Genomic DNA, 15,098 nt, shown 5'->3' with positions numbered 1-15,098 from the left:
CGCTGGAACGCGTGAAGTGAAACAACATCGCTACGGGCAATATCAGTCTGTAGTTCTACTACATCAGCTCCTCCTCTTTCGAAGGCAATCACCCTTCTACGCCTTATGGTGTGTCATAGATCGATCGTTGGGATTCCATATCGTACTTCATACTCTATGTTTTAGCGAGTTTCTCAGGAAACTTTCCTACCATCCTTCACATATCCTCTCGTCTGACTGCACGAGGTTGTTGCGTATTTCGTCTGAGAGGAGTTTGTGAACTGGCCCGGGATAAGTCAAGAGAAATCTTCGACTTCTCGTATCAGCAAATCGCGGACGCGTTTGCGCGACGCCGGGGGGATTCTGTCTTGAGTTCTGTAGATGATGTCATTGTATTCTAACTATGATGTTACGTTAGTACTTCAAAGGACAGTATAGGCGTACTTTTATCACTTTACAGTGAGACAAAGAGGTGTGGGCAAGCAAACAGCAAAAACGACGGAACGGTCGTTATCGATAATAGACACCATTCAGCGTTTGGGGGGTGCGACACGAAATGAATTAGCTACCGAGTTAGATATGGCAAAGAGTGCTATACATGTACACCTACATACGCTTATTAATCATGGCTATCTGGTGAAGGAGGGTGAAGTGTATCACATTGGTCTGAGATTTCTCAACCGTGGAGAGTATGCAAGATCACGAAAGAAAGCATACGTGCTTGTTGAAGACATAGTTTCTGAACTCTCCAATCACATAGATGAGGAGGTTGAATTCATCGTTGAAAATAACGGACGTGGTATCCTTGTACACGAGTCATTTCATCCAGATAGTCAATTCAATTCTAAAAAAGATAATAGAAATGAATCGTCCACTTCGGCTGGGATCTATTATTATTTGCATAGTGTTGCAACTGGTAAAGCAATTCTCGCTGAATATCCTAAGAATCGTGTTGGAGAAATATTAGATGAGAGGGGGCTACCAACACAGACTGAAAAAACAATAACGGACAGGGATGAACTCCTCCGAGATCTTGAGAAAATCCGAGAATGCGGAATAGCATTTGCTGATGAGGAGTATGTAGATGGGTTACGAGAAGTTGGGAGGAGAGTGAAAAATCCAGATGGGAGCGTTCTTGGTGCTATCGCAGTTATTGGTCCAACATATCGGTTCACAAGCGAACGGTACACTGACGAAATACCAGAGCTCCTTGTAGAGTACGTCACTGAGTTGGAGGAAGAAATTGAAAACACATATCTTGATGATTATCTATGAAGTATCACGCAAATCGAAAATTTGCTGGATACGTGAAATCGGACAGACCAAAATCGACCTACCCGTCCCGATTTAATTCCGTCCGTACGATCACCGCCGAGAGTGATCTGCACAACTTTGAATATACCCAGCGTACGCATATTACAGAAGAGACGTCGCGTCATTTAGTTTTATGCCTCGAGCCAGAACTGCACCGCCTTCACATTCAGAACGTACGCAGACCACTCATAGCGGTGGTCGTATAGAGCTACAATACTCGAACGTATTCAATGAGTGGTGCCATTAGCAGAAGCTAGAGTCTTTTGGCTGCCAACCAGATGTAGTCTGGCGACTACAATAGGACACTATCGTCACCGGAAAAACGTCATATTTCTGATTGGCAATCAGATTTCGGCAGAATCTGGCGACACTCGCCGCGTTGGTGGGGTTTATCTGAGATGGACGGTCCGTCCGTTACCCTGTCGGCGGTAGGTGTCCACAGGCTTCTCGTTTCTTTTTAATATTTCAAATATTATTAAAATATTATTTGGTAACTTCATAATTTTTAGACCAATACTAATTCCGATATACTGAATTCTTATATATAGATCTAGGTTCCCACAGTGATGGATGATATTGTGATTTCGTCCGTTTAGAGACGAGTAAAGGATTACATCAACGAAAAAGATGGTCCTATTACATATGTACTATTGTAATGTAAACGGCGAAGATCAGAGTCGGTAAACACGAAATTCGATTATAATGGATTACTATATTATCACTACAACTTTTGCAATCGTTGGATCAGTAAATCGTTGCTTCGCAGCAGTTTACTGTGTAACAGAGAACTCACATCGGACACTACGCTGATCACGCCTGGCGCCCACAAGGGCTTCCAATTCACGCTATCCAAACAGCGTCTCATTATCGAATGTCCTATCGTGGACAATACCTAGCTTTCCCGCCATCAATTCGAAACTTCCATCAAACGGATTGCCGACGTACCAACCCGGTTCGCGATCGAACACGTTGCCGTTCCCAGCTGATTAGGCTACTCTTGGTTCCTCTATCATGCGTACAACTATCATTGATCGGGATTTACTACACGAACAATGATCTCCCTCACCCAAGATGTATATGACGAAATCGTCAGCCGCGGATACGATGGTGACGACGAAGAAATATGTGGTGTTCTCGCTGGCGAGTATGGCGAGGCTCAGAGCCATATCTTAGATGTCTACCCAGCGGAGAATGCTGCTGACACACCACAGAATCGGTACGCTATCGATCCTAAGGAGCACCTAGAGCTCATGGAAGTAATCGATGACGCTGGACTAGATGTTGTCGGGTTCTACCACAGCCATCCTAGAGGTCCACCCCACCCGAGCAAAACCGACGCGGCACGAGCCACGTGGTTGGGTTATTCGTACATCATCTGTGCCTACGACGGTCATCCGTATCTCGGGTCGTGGCGATGGCAGGAAGATGGATTCGATCAGGAGCTTGTAACCATTGACGAGCGCTTATCGCAGTCGGTGATGGAATAAGGTATTCGGCTTTGGTGAAACCCTAAACAGCGTTGGAGGAGCCGTTTGTTCAAAGGAGATGAAGCGAGAGACTTTTGAAATAAGTCATCGACAGTTTCCTGCTTCAGTGCCTTTGATCTAGCAATCCATTCTGCCACCATCTAGCGATTCACTAAAGATATATAATTCAATAAAATCATGGTCATATCATCATTAATAATTCTCATTGAAGAACGAATCATTTTACCAGATATAGAAGATTCTGATAACAAAACAACTTATCAGTCAATAGACTGAGAAAAATAGATAGATTACAAATACATTTATAAATTTCCCAAATGTACTTTCATCGATGACGGATACAATTCTCGTGCCAGTAGACGGATCAGATTACTCTCGACAAGCGCTGGCCGTCGCAGCAACCGAGTTTACCACGGACAAGCACATTGTCTTGTACGTTATTGATCCGTTCGATCTCAACTCGACAGCTGAGAAATCGGTCTGGACCCAGGAGTTTATGGAACAGCAAGAGCGAGAAGCCGAAAAACTACTCAATGAGTATGAAGAGCTTGCAGCCGATCTTGACATTTCAATCCAGACGGAACTCAAATACGGCTCACCAGCACGGGCTATTATCGGTGCCGCCGACGATTTCAATGCTGATCATATCGTGATCGGAAGCAAAGGCCGATCGGAAATTGATCGTGTGCTACTTGGAAGTGTTGCCGAAACCGTCGTGAAGCGGGCATTCACCTCGGTAACAATCGTTCGTCCCGACCAGTAGTTGCTTTTTAGTGAGATATTTATCTCATTATCGATGTTCATACTTGAGTCACGATTACGACTATATTTGCTTTTTCCGGTCATTTTTTAGAGAACGAGCTGAAAGTCCGAAATGGTCCTCTTCTTGAAAGTATTGAAAATCTTCTAGATTAAGAATGTCGATTCCCATATTGGTTAAACGATATTTGTCGCGTATGTGTGTTTTTCGGATTTCTTGAACAGTCCTGTCGTGATTATAATTTTCCATCCGTCGTTGGTCATGTCATACGTAGGTGAGCAGAAATTTTTCTCTTGAAAACGTTTTCGTCAGCAAGTTATGAATGAGGCTCATGTGTCGTACATTGTTGAAGGATCGCTGTCTTGCGATTCATGTGCATTGAACTGGTACGACATTCGATACGAGGAGCAGCGAAGGCGGTCGATTAACACTGGCTGGTTCCTACTGACCGCTGTATTAACAACCTCCTACAGAAGAGCGCTACAGATTTATTACTCTGTTCAGTTGGATTGCGGGTTTTGTGGTTATACAACGTGTGCATCCGGAAAAACTTCCATCTTTTCTCTTGCTTATATCGAAGATCCTCTCACCGGTTTTATCGAGATGGACCGCAGTAGTTGAAACGCTGAGGAGACGATTGTCCCAACAGGGTACTAGTTGGTTTCCGTCGTCATCGTAGACGGTGGTCGCGTCAACAGACATACGCGTCCAGCCATCTCGGCGTCAAATTCGCTTCCGTCTGGCACATCTCGCACGTACAGCTCTGGTTCCGTCTCGTCACTTCCAACAAGCGTGGCTTTTCCCGCATCACGGTCTTCGATAAATTTCACCCATTTGTGAACGCAGTTGAATATCCCGGTGCAAGTGGCTCGATCGAATTCAACATATATGGTAATTCGCGTCTTTTATCAGGTTCTAATCGACACATTTCATTAGTGATTTCGAAAGGCGCTCTGTTAGGTGAATATTCGAATATCGAGCGGCGTCGTGACTGGCATACATATTACGAAATCACCACCGTGTTAGAGATGTTCCCTCACAGAACCTCACTCTTCGGTAATCGTCACACACCACTCTTCGTCTGTCGCTTGGGACGTTTCATACGTGTATCCGTGTTCCTCAAGGACGGGGTAGAATGGTTCCGGTTCGTGGTCGGCGATAAGTACAAGCGTTTCATCCTTGGGAAGAGCGTCGAGAGCTGCCAATATCTCGCGAAAGGGATTTCCAGCAATTTCTCGGCAATCTAATTCGTGAATCCTATTGTCATCCGTGTCAGTCCCCATATTCTCCAATTCGTGCTAGTGTTAGATAGTCATTCTGCCGATGATGCTCGTGTTTCACTAATGTCATTAATCAGAGGGTGATGTAAATATATTCTTTCATATTGCTTATGACGAGAAGAGTTGACCCAATTTCGATCTGAACTGTGCTGTGCAGCGACGAGAGGGTCATGCCGTTGGTCACGGTCCAGTCACTGAGTGCAGGAGTTACTTGCCAACTCGATACGGATAAGCACCCATGAATACAACCTCCGTTCGTAGACCGATGACAGTCGACGCAACCCATTTTCGGCAGGTGATAGCAGAGTTTACAACAGGTATTGCAGTGATGACACTCCCCAGCGAGTCCATGGCCTCACGGTCAATACGCTGTCGAGCCTCTCGCTAGAGCCACCTCTCGTACTGATCTGTATCGGTCACGGGACGGCTACCCCCGAACTGTTGGCAAGCGGCGATGCCGACGGTTATTGATTCAACATTCTCAGTCGAGACCAACGACACCTCGGGGAGCATTTCACAGACATGACCGGACTCGACGAAAATCTGTCCGAGACGGAGTAGACACGAACAGGGAAACGGGTGTATCCGTCTTTGAGGAGGCGTTGGCCTCAATCGACTGTTCGATCCAGTCAGACTACGCTGAGGGCGACCACACGATTTACGTCGGAGCTGTCGAGGCTGCCGATGTCCAGCGGACGGACGCCGCACCACTCACGTTCTATCAAGGCAACTGAAGAATGATTCGCTCTGACGAGTGACCTCACTCCATGTTTGGAATTCGGTGTTCTCAACGAGTATCATACCGTTGTGTGCGGGAAAATTCTGGGCTTGTGTCGCATAGCACCAGTAAAATCAGCAGAATTGATACCGATTCTAAAGCCTTTTGGAAGGTAGATCGGTGTTCGAACGCTCGCACGTGACGTTTGGGAATGAGTTTAGACCTTCGATCTCCGCGAATTTCTCTGGTGCCATCTCTCGTCACCATCCGTGAGTTCACCGGCCATAGTGATGACGCCCATGTCCACTGTTCAGAGTTAGCTATTTGCATAGGTATGTCGTTATCTATTCCTGTGAAATCGGGTCAGGGGTACTGACTTGACCGAAGTCGGCCTTAAATTCACTACCAATTCAGCTAAGAATTCACAACCGACACCTTCAGACACCGAAAGCGGATCAGAGAGCGAGCGTTCGCCACGGCAGCGGCGCCTCGACAAGAAACGCCAGCGAGCGGCCAAACACGAGGCGCAGGCGGACACAGAAGAACTTGCCAGCTCCGATGAAGAGCCGATTCACCTGAAGGTGTTCCGCTACGATCCTGACGTCGAAGCCAAACAAAAACCTCGATTCGATGACTTTCACATCCCATACAAACGGGGAATGACCGTGCTCGATGTGCTTATTTATACTCGCGATCATTTCGATTCGAGTCTGACCTTCCGCCATTCCTGGCAAATGGCGGTGTGTGGGAGTGATGGATTTTTCATTAATGGCCAGCAATGTCTTGGTTGCCAAACACAGATTTCGGATCTTGAGACACCAATCCGCATCGAACCACTTCCACATCAATCCGTCCTCAAGGATCTCGTTGTGGAAATGGAGGATTTCTATGAGCGAATGGACGAGATTGAACCATACTTTCAGACTGATGACTTGCCCGAAGGAGAGCTTGAAGAACAACGTCAGAGTCGCAAGAATCGTGAGAAAATCAAGATGGCGTCGCGGTGTATCTGGTGTGGGTGTTGTACCTCTTCATGTAACCCTGCACAAACAGATGAGAAGTATATCGGTCCCGCGGCCATCGTAAACGGGTACCGGTTCTACTTCGATGAACGCGAAGGTGATGATATCAAAGACCACCGTCTCGACCTCCTCGGCAAAGAACACGGTGTGTGGCAGTGCCACACCCAGTTTTCCTGTACGACCGTGTGCCCGAAGAACATCCCAATCACAGAGGAAATTCAAGAAATGAAACGTGAAAGTGTGAAGCGCGATGTCAAATTCTGGTGACTCAACTCGTAGCAAGTATCAGTCAGAGGCTATTTCTTGGGGCTGCAATCGATATCGAGACGAAATACGGCACAGTCCAAATCCGACCGACGCACCGATGAAACAGCCTGTGCCGACGACGGTTAAAGGAAACTGTACCATCGGTGCGGGAACGATTGTGAGCTGGCGATTGAAGTACGATGGAATCAGCGAATACGCTTTGCCGAAAATCGTGTGGAGGACGAATCCAAAAACACCCAATAGAACCTCTGTCTGTCGCGAGATACCGACGAGCGCGGCACCCTGCCAGAGGATGAGAAACAAAGCACTCACAATGACGTATCGGCGAGCCCACCGGGAAACTGTCTCGGCCATCATTGACACGCTCAATTAGCTACTCCTTCAGTAGAGGGAATGGAGAAGATCGAGATCTCTGTTGACGATGTTCCTCATCGTGTTCTATTTATATTGAGTTTGGTTGGACGTAGCTGTGGAGATTTTCCTCACTTTCATATAATATTCTCATTTGAGATCTACATGAGCTTTACGCAAATTAATTTATACATATATTTTGTTAAATTGTTACTTTTATCTAAAGTAGTTTAAAGCTCGCCCAGAGCCGTTTTTAGCTATTGACAGCAACAATTGTAAGTAATAAATACAGACAACTTTTAACTGTCACCAAACTATTTGTGCATTATCTCTCTTCGATAACTTCTTTGAGGACAATTGCATTGTTATGGACCTCATCTTTCGCGGCGTAGAGCAGTGTTACAGTCTCTTCATCGGCTAATTCGCGCGATTCACCGATGATATCTTGATGATGAGTTAATTCAGTCTGATATCGTCTGTTGAATTCATCCCATCGCTCGCGGTCGTGATCGAACCACCGACGTAACTCGTCGGAGGGGGCGACCTCTTTGATCCAGCGATCCAAGTCTGCGTCTTCTTTCGAGATGCCACGTGGCCAAAGACGGTCGACCAGTACGCGTATCCCATCCTCCGGCTCAGCCGCCTCGTAGATTCGTTTTGTACAAACTGGCATCTTAACACGTCATTATTAGACGGGAACCATCGTATAAGATTCGCCATTCTCATATCAATTGCGTTATTGCTGTAATTTTATTGAACTGAGTCCAAGCCTGTCGGAATTTTTCTTTCGACCGTGTCCGTTACGCATGTTCCCGAAGGAGACATCGGGTCCACTTCCATGGAACGCACCAGGCGGAACGAACGTCCAGGTCGCGGTGACCCAGATGTCCCTTTCTGAGATGTCGTCCTCGCGATGTGAGCTGAATATCGATGAAGACGACCGACCGAATTTTTCGAGATCATTGACGTCAATTATCCGTAGGGACAAGCTGCGAGACCATGTGGGAGTAGAGGAAAACACCCATGTCGGATCAGTCTAAGTATTTATTCGTATGATCTACAGCAACCAATCAATCAGCGATTTTCTTAATACCGTCGCTTCACAGAAAGTGACCCCTGCTGGGGGCACGGCCGCGGCCATTGTGGGCGCTATCGGAACAGCACTCTGCGAAATGGTATGTCTGCATACCATGGGGGAAGATGAGTATGCAGACGTGGAAGTGGAAATGGCCGAGATACAGGAAGAACTTGGGATACAGCGGGGGTTTCTTCTGGAACTCGCCGACAAAGACGCGGAAGTAGTCGATGAGTTGCTTGCGGCGTATCGTGACGATTCAGATCAGACTGTCGCAATGAAGAAAGCCACCGGCGTGCCACTCACGATAGCTGAAGCGTGTTTGTCCGTCCTCGAATATGCGACTGTTGTGACCGAAAAGGGCAACAGGAACGCCGTCCCCGACGCTGGGACTGGTTCATTTCTCGTGTACTCAGCGCTCCAAGCGTCTGTATACACTGTCCGGACCAATCTAGGCCACCTCTCGGATTCAGCGTTTACCGAAGAGATGGAGACTCGAGCAGCCAATATCGAGCGGTCAGCCGATATCGAATTCGAACAAGTGATCTCAACTATCGAGTGAGGTCGCTGAACTTCTCAATCGCCAACGAGCGATGTGTGAGACCATCTTCTCATCGATCAAGCACACGCTCGGCGCTGCCGGGCGTGCACAAGCCTGAATCGTGAGCTCCGTGAAATTGCGCTGATGTGTGTCGTTCACAACATCAAACGAGCCGCGGACCCGTGTATCCATCTCTGTATGGCGATTCATTAGGTCAAAAACTAACTACATTTCTTAATTATATTTTATATAATATTAAATTAAGTAGAAATCTATTCCGTTGCTTTCTCCCGTGCGGGCGCGGGTGGACTGAGTTCAATACCAACATCTTCAGGCGTCAGTCGGTCCGGCAACACTTCATCCTGATCGGCTGTAATGTCTGCGAGGATCTCCTTCAGGTATGCGTTGAACAATTTGGGATGTTCGCTCATCGGGAAGTGACCGATTTCGGCCATTTCGACGGCAACGGCACCGTCTCCGATACCTTCGACGGTTTCCTTCCCATCTTTCGGCGTGGTAAGGTAGTCGTACTCACCGTTAATAACGTACAGCGGACATTCATCAGCTTTGACCTGATCCAGCTTTTCTCGGTAGTCGTGCTCGACTGAGTAATAGTACAGATCGCCTTTGAACACTCCTGTCGCCCCTTGTTCGTAGAGATACATCGTTTCTCGACGCGCTTGCTCCGGACTCTGTGGTGCCATCAAACCCCAACAGGAGTAGGCGTTCACCTCTGTCGTGTTAACGTGCGGATGGTCAAGCCAGTCGATGTAGAACCCTGGACTATGGGCGCCACACTCTAGTCCGATTAGAGCCCGAAAGCGGTCAGGATACCAATCGGCCAGTTCGAGGGTGATGTTGCCGCCCATCGACGATCCCATGTATATCGGATCTTTGAGTTCCAGAGCATCGGCGAGCCCGACGAGCGTTTCGGTGAACCGTTCTGCGGTCATCTTGAAGTCTTCCTCCCACCACGACTGGGTGGTCGGCGGAACCGACTTCCCGTGGAACGGAAGATCGTGAGCAATGACGCGGTAATCATCGGTAATCTCTTCATCAGTGAGGAGGTGTCGCCATTCCTGACAATTGTTGCCTGCAGTGTGCTGGCACAGTAGCGGAATGGCATCTTCCGGGCCGTTTTCCTCAAAGTAGATTCGGTGATCTACCCCACCAATTTCGACGTGAACGTATTTGCCCGTAATCGGTTCAATGGTGCCTGCTTCGGCCATGTTAACCCCCTCCGTTGTTGTGCGCCACGCGCATCAAATCGAGTGCACGCTGGAACGGACGCAGGTTCTGGAATATTTTCTTGTTGTCTCCTCGCATCATGAGATGTCCATCCTCGTTTCTGACCGCACTCCGATAGTGGGAGGCGATAATCTCGTGGTTGAATGCTGGTGGCGTCTCCTGAACGAACTCCTCCCACGCTTCTCTGTCGCCTTCGACGCCGAACGACCAGCGATTGTTTAGCGCCGGATTAGGTATCACTTCCCGCACTTTGCCTCCGCCCATCTCAATGAGAAACCGCTCTTCTCCGATTTCGACGTAGAAGTTGTCGCTAAATTTTTTATGTCCCCTGGATTGCATCTCAGGGTCGTTATTCACTGTTTCTTTGTAGCGCTCCCACCACTCGTGACTAGCGAGGTTAATATCGTTCATCGTATTCCTCAGTAAGCACTGACGACGTCTACAGTGATAAAAATAGGGGCTTGTTTGGAGTGCTCTATTGAAAATGGACGCAGCACCGGGACCACCCAGAGATAATTTACAGAAAGTGAAGCCGAGAACGTGGATATGGCAATTGCACTCCTTTATTTCTTTCAGAATGTACGTCGCGTATCTAAATGAACGTTAGGGAATTGAGCGGGGAAGCCCGCCTCCGGCGGGCTTCCCCCGCGAAACCCACATTGTCGCCCGCTGTATTCGCAAGGAAGGGTGCCACACCTTCACCGAACTGGTCGACCGTCTCAGTCCTATGCCCGCGCTGTGTAACCCCCTCGAACTTCATCTGGACGCACTCGCCGACCCAACGACGTTCTGCCACTCACTTGATCAGTGCAATCTCCTACACATGAGCGTACGGCTGGAAGAGTTTCTCGACGAGATTACTCGCTGTCGGATTCAATCCCGAACAGACGCGCATTATCGTGGATACGGATGATGCAGACATAGTGTATCCCCTTGCAACCGCCTTCACAAAGGAGGTGATGCAATCGACAGTTGACGCGACGTACAGTGTGTTAGCAAACATTATTATTCCCTTCTACCCGACTGTGCAGGCGATATATCTTCTTCTACCACAATTCGTTGAAGAGTGACACCCGACGTTCGTTCCAATCGCAATCGACCGAAATTCTCATCTTCAGGTATGTCGTGATATCGCGAATAAACATCGATATGGTATTGATAAATTAGGTGCGTTCCTCTCAAAATTTTCCTGAATCTCGGAAGGTCTGGCAAAATGAGCAGTTTCACCGTGGCTCCACTACCGGCATTCGGATGATGTCTCACTTTGTTGCTCACCTGATCTTTGAATGGAGATACACTCAATCCCGATAGACAGCAGTGACATCCATTCTACCCGTGCTATTCAATCATCAGCAACCGCAGAAGTAGAGATATCCAACGCAGTGAAAGACATGAATATAGTCAGTCGACAAGCAATCTATTCCCCTACCTCTGTCTTTATGACGACTGTCGGTCGAGTCGTCAGTCGAAGTACGCGGTCGATAGTGCTTCCCAGGAGTGCACGGTATTCTGCTGTCCGGTGTTTTGTCCCGAGTACGACCATATCGATGTTTCTCGATCACCATAGTCGAGAATTGTTTCAACCGGATCGTCGTGCTTGATTGCTTCGGTGATCTCGACATCAGCATCCGTTGCAATCGATCGGATATCCACAATCGTTTCTTTACCGAGTTCTTCTAATTCGTGTTCCGGTCCTTCTGCTTCATCCACGTACTCATCTCCGCTGTACGCTGTATAGATGCTCCCGTCGACGACAAAGAGTACGTGCAGGGTGGCGGAGTGTTCCTTTGCAAGATCGATTGCGTGGGATTCAGCGTTCTGCGATAAAACGGTACCATCGGTGGCGAGCAGAACTCGGTCGTACATTCAGTCGAGACTTCATCCCGTTATACAATAAGACTACTCCGCGATTCCCACATGCTACGGCGATTTCTGACATACTAATTTCCGGAGTAGGGAGTTGTTCAGAGTAGGTAGTTCACGCAGACAACAAATGCTTAGTGTAGCTACAAGCTTAGACTGTCGAATTTAAGCTCTCTGGTCGTCTATCTACAGAGATGAGTAGGAAGCAACATGTTGTCGAACTCTCTGACAAGGAACGCAGGACGCTGGAGTGGTTCATTTCGACCAGTGAACGCAAAGCTGAGGACATTACACTGGCACGGATTCTTCATAAGATTGACGAGGAGCTCACAGAGTAGCGCCCGAACCCTCTAGGCCGGTACGCCCCGGGCGATGAGGTAGCCGCCGATGCCGACCGCGAGAGCCGCGAAGATCGCCAACACAGTGAAGAGCGTGGCAGTGTTGGCGTACGTCAGCACGGCACCGGCAACCGCCGCACCGAGCGCGCCCACCCCGAATGTCCCGAGATACGTGTAGCCGAATGAGAGCCCGTAGACGTCCGACGGAACGTACTTTGCGATGATCGCCTGGTTGATGGGCGCCTCCATGTAAACGAAGAAGCCGAGCAGGGCACAGACGACGAGCAGCGGGACGAGACCGGCGTTCATGGCGGGGACGAACGCGAGCGAGATGAGAACAATGACGGCGAAAGTGCCCACGAGCGCGTATTCGGTGGTGATACGGTCGCTCAGCTTCCCGCCAGCATACTGACCCACGCCCCCGAGCATCAACAGTCCGGCATAGACGTACTGGCTCGGTTGGAAGGATTCTCCACCGAACGCGACAGGTTTGAACAGCGGCACGCCCGCGAGGATGTCCGGCAAGAAGGTGAATACGCCCCGATAGTACATCCCATAGAGCATCGCGATGGCGAAGACGAAGGCGAACCCCCCCGCAAACAGGAGCTTCGACTGGGCCAACAACTCGGTTGGACCCGCTGTTCCCCCGTCGCTGACGGTGACTTCGTCGCTCGTGTCGACCCCGGCGGTCTCGTCGAATTCGATGCGCCAGGAGATTGCGGCCGCAAAGAGAGCGGGGACGACGAGGAGCAGCGCGACCACCCGCCAGTGGAAGAACGCGAGGAGGATGGCGCCGAGGAAGGGACCGACAGCGACACCGAGATTTCCGGCCAGCCCGTGGTACGCGAAGGCCGTGCCGCGCTCTTTCGCCCCGCGACTGATGAGCGAAAGCCCGGCCGGGTGGTAGACGCTCGCGGCCAGCCCCCAGAGAAGCAGGCCGAGTGCGAGGACGATGACGTTCGGCGCGACACTCAGGAGGACGAATCCCCCGCCCATGCCGAGCATCGCGCCGATGATGAGCCGCTTCGAGTCGTAGCGATCAGAGAGGATTCCGCTGGGGAGCGCGCCGACACCAATCAGGGCGAACCCGGCACTGACGATCAACCCCAGCGTGGCGGCCGTGACCGAGAAGACGTTGAGCCAGAGCGCGACGAAGATCGGGATGACGAGCTCGTAGGTGTGGAACATCGCGTGGCCGATCATCGTAAACGCGGTGAGCGCTCTGTCGTTAGAGTCCATGGTATTAGTTGACGATCGACCCCAACGAATAGCTTTTCGATGTGGGGGTGCTGCTCAGATAAGTGGTTGACAAGGGAACAGCCGCTGTGGAGGGCTGAAAGAGCTGACATCTCGACGACGGACGACGGCGCTTCGTACCGCAGGGGCGAACGTAGTGAGCAGGACGAGACGGTTCCTCCGTCTCGTATGCCGTGCGGGTGACTTGCGAGTCGCTCGCACGACGACGAGGACCATAGCAAATCGCCCGAGACGATGAAGGCTTTCGAGGTGGTCACGGTAGGCTATTCGTCCAGTCGCCGCTTATCTGAACAGCTCCCAGAGTAGATCCCTCAGCCATTTCCCGAAGTACGCTTCCGTTTACTTGATCTTCTTCGAAAGAACGAATAACGCAGTGCTGTCCGTAGTGGCAGACGATATGTTAGTGTGTGCTCCATCAAAATGAACGATATCACCTGATTCGAGCTGGTACGATTCATCGTCGAATTGTAACGAGAGATTGCCAGAGATGAGGTACAGAACCAAATAGCGATCGGGATGGTCGTGTGTCTCCGCGCGCTCGCCAGCAGAGAGCGTTAGCCGGAGGGTTTTCGGCTCTTCAGTCGAGAATGCATTGGCACAGGGTATGCCATCAAGGTCGTCTATCGGTTCGATCGTTACCATCGTATCAGTGTGCAGTTGGTCATTCTTGTTTCCCATAATTGGAGCATTCCCTTGATAGTCCGAATCTACTCAACGTGGACGCGGACGACATGGCCCCCACACCCGCACTGTTCGATATACCCCCAGTGAACGTCCTCGTCACCAAACCGCACGTCCAGCGTGTCGTAGAGAAACCCTTCGGGATGGCCATGTGCTTCGTGGGTGACCAGATTCACGTGGTGTCCGCTGGCCGTGTGTTCGACCGCTTCGATCGCGTGACGTTTGAGGAGCGAGAGATTGTCCTCGTATTGTGGTTTTTCGAGATTTGCAGACGTCTTCTTGGCTGCCGTACCAGTTAATCTCATCGTCCACGACACCTACTACGTCGTCGGGCATTTCCACTACATTATCATGGGAGCAATCGTCTTCGCCGCGTTCGCAGCCATATATTACTGGTATCCGATCGTTATTGGGCGGATGTACCAGCGGACGCTCGCCCGATGGCACTTTGGACTCTGGATGATCGGGACGAATATCACGTTCTTCGCCATGTTGTTGCTTGGGTATGAGGGGATGCCTCGGCGGTACGCGAGCTACAGTCTGTCCTCCGGTGAGCCGTTTTCATTGCTCATCCAGCACCTCCATCAACTCGCCAGCCTCGGCGCGTTTCTCATGGGGATCGGAACGATCATCTGGTTGTGGAATGTTGTCATCTCGTGGTACGAAGGGCCCGATATCGGTGAAGATCCGTGGAATCTCCGTGAGTATGGACTAGACGCCCGTGTGTTCGAGTGGCACGCTCGTCGCCTCCAGACGACTGTCACCGATGGCGGTGGCGAAGACACGGACGATGATTAATCACGACGAGCGACAATTGAACCGTCAACGACGGAATCAAGCAATACCCCGTTCATCACATTCCAACATACGCCACATGCTCTCGATAGTTCTCCCAAGGAAGGGTCCCGATCAAACAT

The 15,098-nt window shown here is 49.9% G+C and carries 19 protein-coding genes and 2 pseudogenes; 10 read left to right on the top strand and 11 right to left on the bottom strand.

The genetic code is table 11. The features are described from left to right. Positions 1 to 453: 453 nt before the first annotated feature. From MW898_RS20985 to MW898_RS20975, 3 genes are all read left to right on the top strand, one after another. Positions 454 to 1,254: an IclR family transcriptional regulator gene (locus MW898_RS20985; protein WP_373689896.1), complete on the top strand. Its 801-nt coding sequence runs from the start codon at positions 454 to 456 to the stop codon at positions 1,252 to 1,254. Positions 1,255 to 2,345: 1,091 nt separating this feature from the next. Beyond that, complete coding sequence (locus MW898_RS20980; RefSeq protein ID WP_248910269.1) at positions 2,346 to 2,780, top strand: desampylase; 435 nt, start codon at positions 2,346 to 2,348, stop codon at positions 2,778 to 2,780. Between the two features lie 331 nt (positions 2,781 to 3,111). Next, a complete protein-coding gene (locus MW898_RS20975) occupies positions 3,112 to 3,543 on the top strand; it encodes a universal stress protein (protein ID WP_248910268.1) in 432 nt (143 codons plus the stop codon). 650 nt (positions 3,544 to 4,193) lie between these two features. Here MW898_RS20975 and MW898_RS20970 read toward each other — a convergent pair. Beyond that, positions 4,194 to 4,370 carry a hypothetical protein gene (locus MW898_RS20970; RefSeq protein WP_373689895.1) on the bottom strand — a complete coding sequence of 59 codons (177 nt, stop codon included), beginning with the start codon at positions 4,368 to 4,370 and terminating at the stop codon, positions 4,194 to 4,196. A 216-nt stretch (positions 4,371 to 4,586) separates the two neighbouring features. Continuing rightward, entirely contained in the window at positions 4,587 to 4,823 is a 237-nt protein-coding gene (locus MW898_RS20965; protein WP_248910267.1) for a DUF2249 domain-containing protein, read from the bottom strand. A gap of 366 nt (positions 4,824 to 5,189) precedes the next feature. Here MW898_RS20965 and MW898_RS26255 point away from each other — a divergent pair, with 366 nt between their 5' ends. From MW898_RS26255 to MW898_RS20955, 3 genes are all read left to right on the top strand, one after another. Continuing rightward, positions 5,190 to 5,291 (top strand): flavin reductase family protein, encoded by a 102-nt coding sequence (locus tag MW898_RS26255; protein ID WP_373689900.1) that lies wholly within the window; start codon positions 5,190 to 5,192, stop codon positions 5,289 to 5,291. Continuing rightward, a complete protein-coding gene (locus tag MW898_RS20960) occupies positions 5,288 to 5,554 on the top strand; it encodes a flavin reductase family protein (protein ID WP_277999965.1) in 267 nt (88 codons plus the stop codon). Before MW898_RS26255 ends, MW898_RS20960 begins: the two co-directional genes overlap by 4 nt. A gap of 361 nt (positions 5,555 to 5,915) precedes the next feature. Then, positions 5,916 to 6,827: a succinate dehydrogenase/fumarate reductase iron-sulfur subunit gene (locus MW898_RS20955; RefSeq protein WP_248910266.1), complete on the top strand. Its 912-nt coding sequence runs from the start codon at positions 5,916 to 5,918 to the stop codon at positions 6,825 to 6,827. An 18-nt stretch (positions 6,828 to 6,845) separates the two neighbouring features. Here the strand turns inward: MW898_RS20955 and MW898_RS20950 are convergent, their stop codons facing one another. Both MW898_RS20950 and MW898_RS20945 read right to left on the bottom strand, forming a co-directional pair. Continuing rightward, positions 6,846 to 7,181 (bottom strand): hypothetical protein, encoded by a 336-nt coding sequence (locus MW898_RS20950; protein WP_248910265.1) that lies wholly within the window; start codon positions 7,179 to 7,181, stop codon positions 6,846 to 6,848. 322 nt (positions 7,182 to 7,503) lie between these two features. Beyond that, positions 7,504 to 7,851: a DUF488 domain-containing protein gene (locus tag MW898_RS20945; protein ID WP_248910264.1), complete on the bottom strand. Its 348-nt coding sequence runs from the start codon at positions 7,849 to 7,851 to the stop codon at positions 7,504 to 7,506. 379 nt (positions 7,852 to 8,230) lie between these two features. On the opposite strand from MW898_RS20945, the gene MW898_RS20940 reads away from it, so the two are divergent. Continuing rightward, positions 8,231 to 8,815, top strand: coding sequence for a cyclodeaminase/cyclohydrolase family protein (locus tag MW898_RS20940; protein ID WP_248910263.1), 585 nt, complete (start codon positions 8,231 to 8,233; stop codon positions 8,813 to 8,815). Between the two features lie 251 nt (positions 8,816 to 9,066). On the opposite strand, the gene MW898_RS20935 is transcribed toward MW898_RS20940, so the two are convergent. The 3 genes from MW898_RS20935 to MW898_RS20925 all read right to left on the bottom strand — a co-directional run bounded on the left by MW898_RS20935 (position 9,067) and on the right by MW898_RS20925 (position 10,838). Beyond that, on the bottom strand, positions 9,067 to 10,023 hold the full coding sequence (locus tag MW898_RS20935) for an alpha/beta fold hydrolase (protein ID WP_248910262.1): 957 nt from the start codon (positions 10,021 to 10,023) through the stop codon (positions 9,067 to 9,069). A gap of 1 nt (position 10,024) precedes the next feature. Continuing rightward, entirely contained in the window at positions 10,025 to 10,453 is a 429-nt protein-coding gene (locus tag MW898_RS20930; RefSeq protein WP_248910261.1) for a hypothetical protein, read from the bottom strand. A 181-nt stretch (positions 10,454 to 10,634) separates the two neighbouring features. Beyond that, complete coding sequence (locus MW898_RS20925) at positions 10,635 to 10,838, bottom strand: hypothetical protein (RefSeq protein WP_248910260.1); 204 nt, start codon at positions 10,836 to 10,838, stop codon at positions 10,635 to 10,637. Between the two features lie 61 nt (positions 10,839 to 10,899). Here MW898_RS20925 and MW898_RS26250 point away from each other — a divergent pair. Continuing rightward, a pseudogene (locus tag MW898_RS26250) lies at positions 10,900 to 11,279 on the top strand (tryptophan--tRNA ligase); the annotation flags it as partial. A gap of 180 nt (positions 11,280 to 11,459) precedes the next feature. Here the strand turns inward: MW898_RS26250 and MW898_RS20920 are convergent. Next, positions 11,460 to 11,908: pseudogene (locus MW898_RS20920) on the bottom strand (universal stress protein). Positions 11,909 to 12,099: 191 nt separating this feature from the next. Between MW898_RS20920 and MW898_RS20915 the strand changes: the two are divergent. Continuing rightward, positions 12,100 to 12,243, top strand: coding sequence for a hypothetical protein (locus MW898_RS20915; protein ID WP_248910259.1), 144 nt, complete (start codon positions 12,100 to 12,102; stop codon positions 12,241 to 12,243). A gap of 12 nt (positions 12,244 to 12,255) precedes the next feature. On the opposite strand, the gene MW898_RS20910 is transcribed toward MW898_RS20915, so the two are convergent. The 3 genes from MW898_RS20910 to MW898_RS20900 all read right to left on the bottom strand — a co-directional run bounded on the left by MW898_RS20910 (position 12,256) and on the right by MW898_RS20900 (position 14,486). Then, positions 12,256 to 13,482: an MFS transporter gene (locus tag MW898_RS20910; protein WP_248910258.1), complete on the bottom strand. Its 1,227-nt coding sequence runs from the start codon at positions 13,480 to 13,482 to the stop codon at positions 12,256 to 12,258. Between the two features lie 357 nt (positions 13,483 to 13,839). Next, positions 13,840 to 14,178 carry a cupin domain-containing protein gene (locus MW898_RS20905; RefSeq protein WP_248910257.1) on the bottom strand — a complete coding sequence of 113 codons (339 nt, stop codon included), beginning with the start codon at positions 14,176 to 14,178 and terminating at the stop codon, positions 13,840 to 13,842. Between the two features lie 29 nt (positions 14,179 to 14,207). Next, complete coding sequence (locus tag MW898_RS20900) at positions 14,208 to 14,486, bottom strand: CGCGG family putative rSAM-modified RiPP protein (RefSeq protein WP_248910256.1); 279 nt, start codon at positions 14,484 to 14,486, stop codon at positions 14,208 to 14,210. Between MW898_RS20900 and MW898_RS20895 the strand changes: the two genes are divergently transcribed. Then, the gene (locus tag MW898_RS20895; protein WP_248910255.1) at positions 14,461 to 14,979 is read left to right on the top strand and encodes a cbb3-type cytochrome c oxidase subunit I; all 519 of its coding nucleotides are present in this window, start codon (positions 14,461 to 14,463) and stop codon (positions 14,977 to 14,979) included. The two genes, MW898_RS20900 and MW898_RS20895, sit on opposite strands and share 26 nt — an antisense overlap. The last annotated feature ends 119 nt before the right edge of the window (positions 14,980 to 15,098 follow it).

This window comes from Halocatena marina (assembly GCF_023276375.1).
Classification (GTDB): domain Archaea; phylum Halobacteriota; class Halobacteria; order Halobacteriales; family Haloarculaceae; genus Halocatena; species Halocatena marina.
Note: the sequence above shows the minus strand (reverse complement) of the source record. Positions and strands in the feature narration are given on the sequence as shown.

What these genes read in the sequence shown, in the direction of transcription:
- MW898_RS20980 (WP_248910269.1), top strand. Translation starts at nt 2,346, where the DNA reads ATGATCTCCCTCACCCAAGATGTATATGACGAAATCGTCAGCCGCGGA.
- MW898_RS20975 (WP_248910268.1), top strand. Translation starts at nt 3,112, where the DNA reads ATGACGGATACAATTCTCGTGCCAGTAGACGGATCAGATTACTCTCGA.
- MW898_RS20965 (WP_248910267.1), bottom strand. Translation starts at nt 4,823, where the DNA reads ATGGGGACTGACACGGATGACAATAGGATTCACGAATTAGATTGCCGA.
- MW898_RS20950 (WP_248910265.1), bottom strand. Translation starts at nt 7,181, where the DNA reads ATGGCCGAGACAGTTTCCCGGTGGGCTCGCCGATACGTCATTGTGAGT.
- MW898_RS20945 (WP_248910264.1), bottom strand. Translation starts at nt 7,851, where the DNA reads ATGCCAGTTTGTACAAAACGAATCTACGAGGCGGCTGAGCCGGAGGAT.
- MW898_RS20940 (WP_248910263.1), top strand. Translation starts at nt 8,231, where the DNA reads ATGATCTACAGCAACCAATCAATCAGCGATTTTCTTAATACCGTCGCT.
- MW898_RS20935 (WP_248910262.1), bottom strand. Translation starts at nt 10,023, where the DNA reads ATGGCCGAAGCAGGCACCATTGAACCGATTACGGGCAAATACGTTCAC.
- MW898_RS20930 (WP_248910261.1), bottom strand. Translation starts at nt 10,453, where the DNA reads ATGAACGATATTAACCTCGCTAGTCACGAGTGGTGGGAGCGCTACAAA.
- MW898_RS20915 (WP_248910259.1), top strand. Translation starts at nt 12,100, where the DNA reads ATGAGTAGGAAGCAACATGTTGTCGAACTCTCTGACAAGGAACGCAGG.
- MW898_RS20910 (WP_248910258.1), bottom strand. Translation starts at nt 13,482, where the DNA reads ATGGACTCTAACGACAGAGCGCTCACCGCGTTTACGATGATCGGCCAC.
- MW898_RS20905 (WP_248910257.1), bottom strand. Translation starts at nt 14,178, where the DNA reads ATGGGAAACAAGAATGACCAACTGCACACTGATACGATGGTAACGATC.
- MW898_RS20900 (WP_248910256.1), bottom strand. Translation starts at nt 14,486, where the DNA reads ATGAGATTAACTGGTACGGCAGCCAAGAAGACGTCTGCAAATCTCGAA.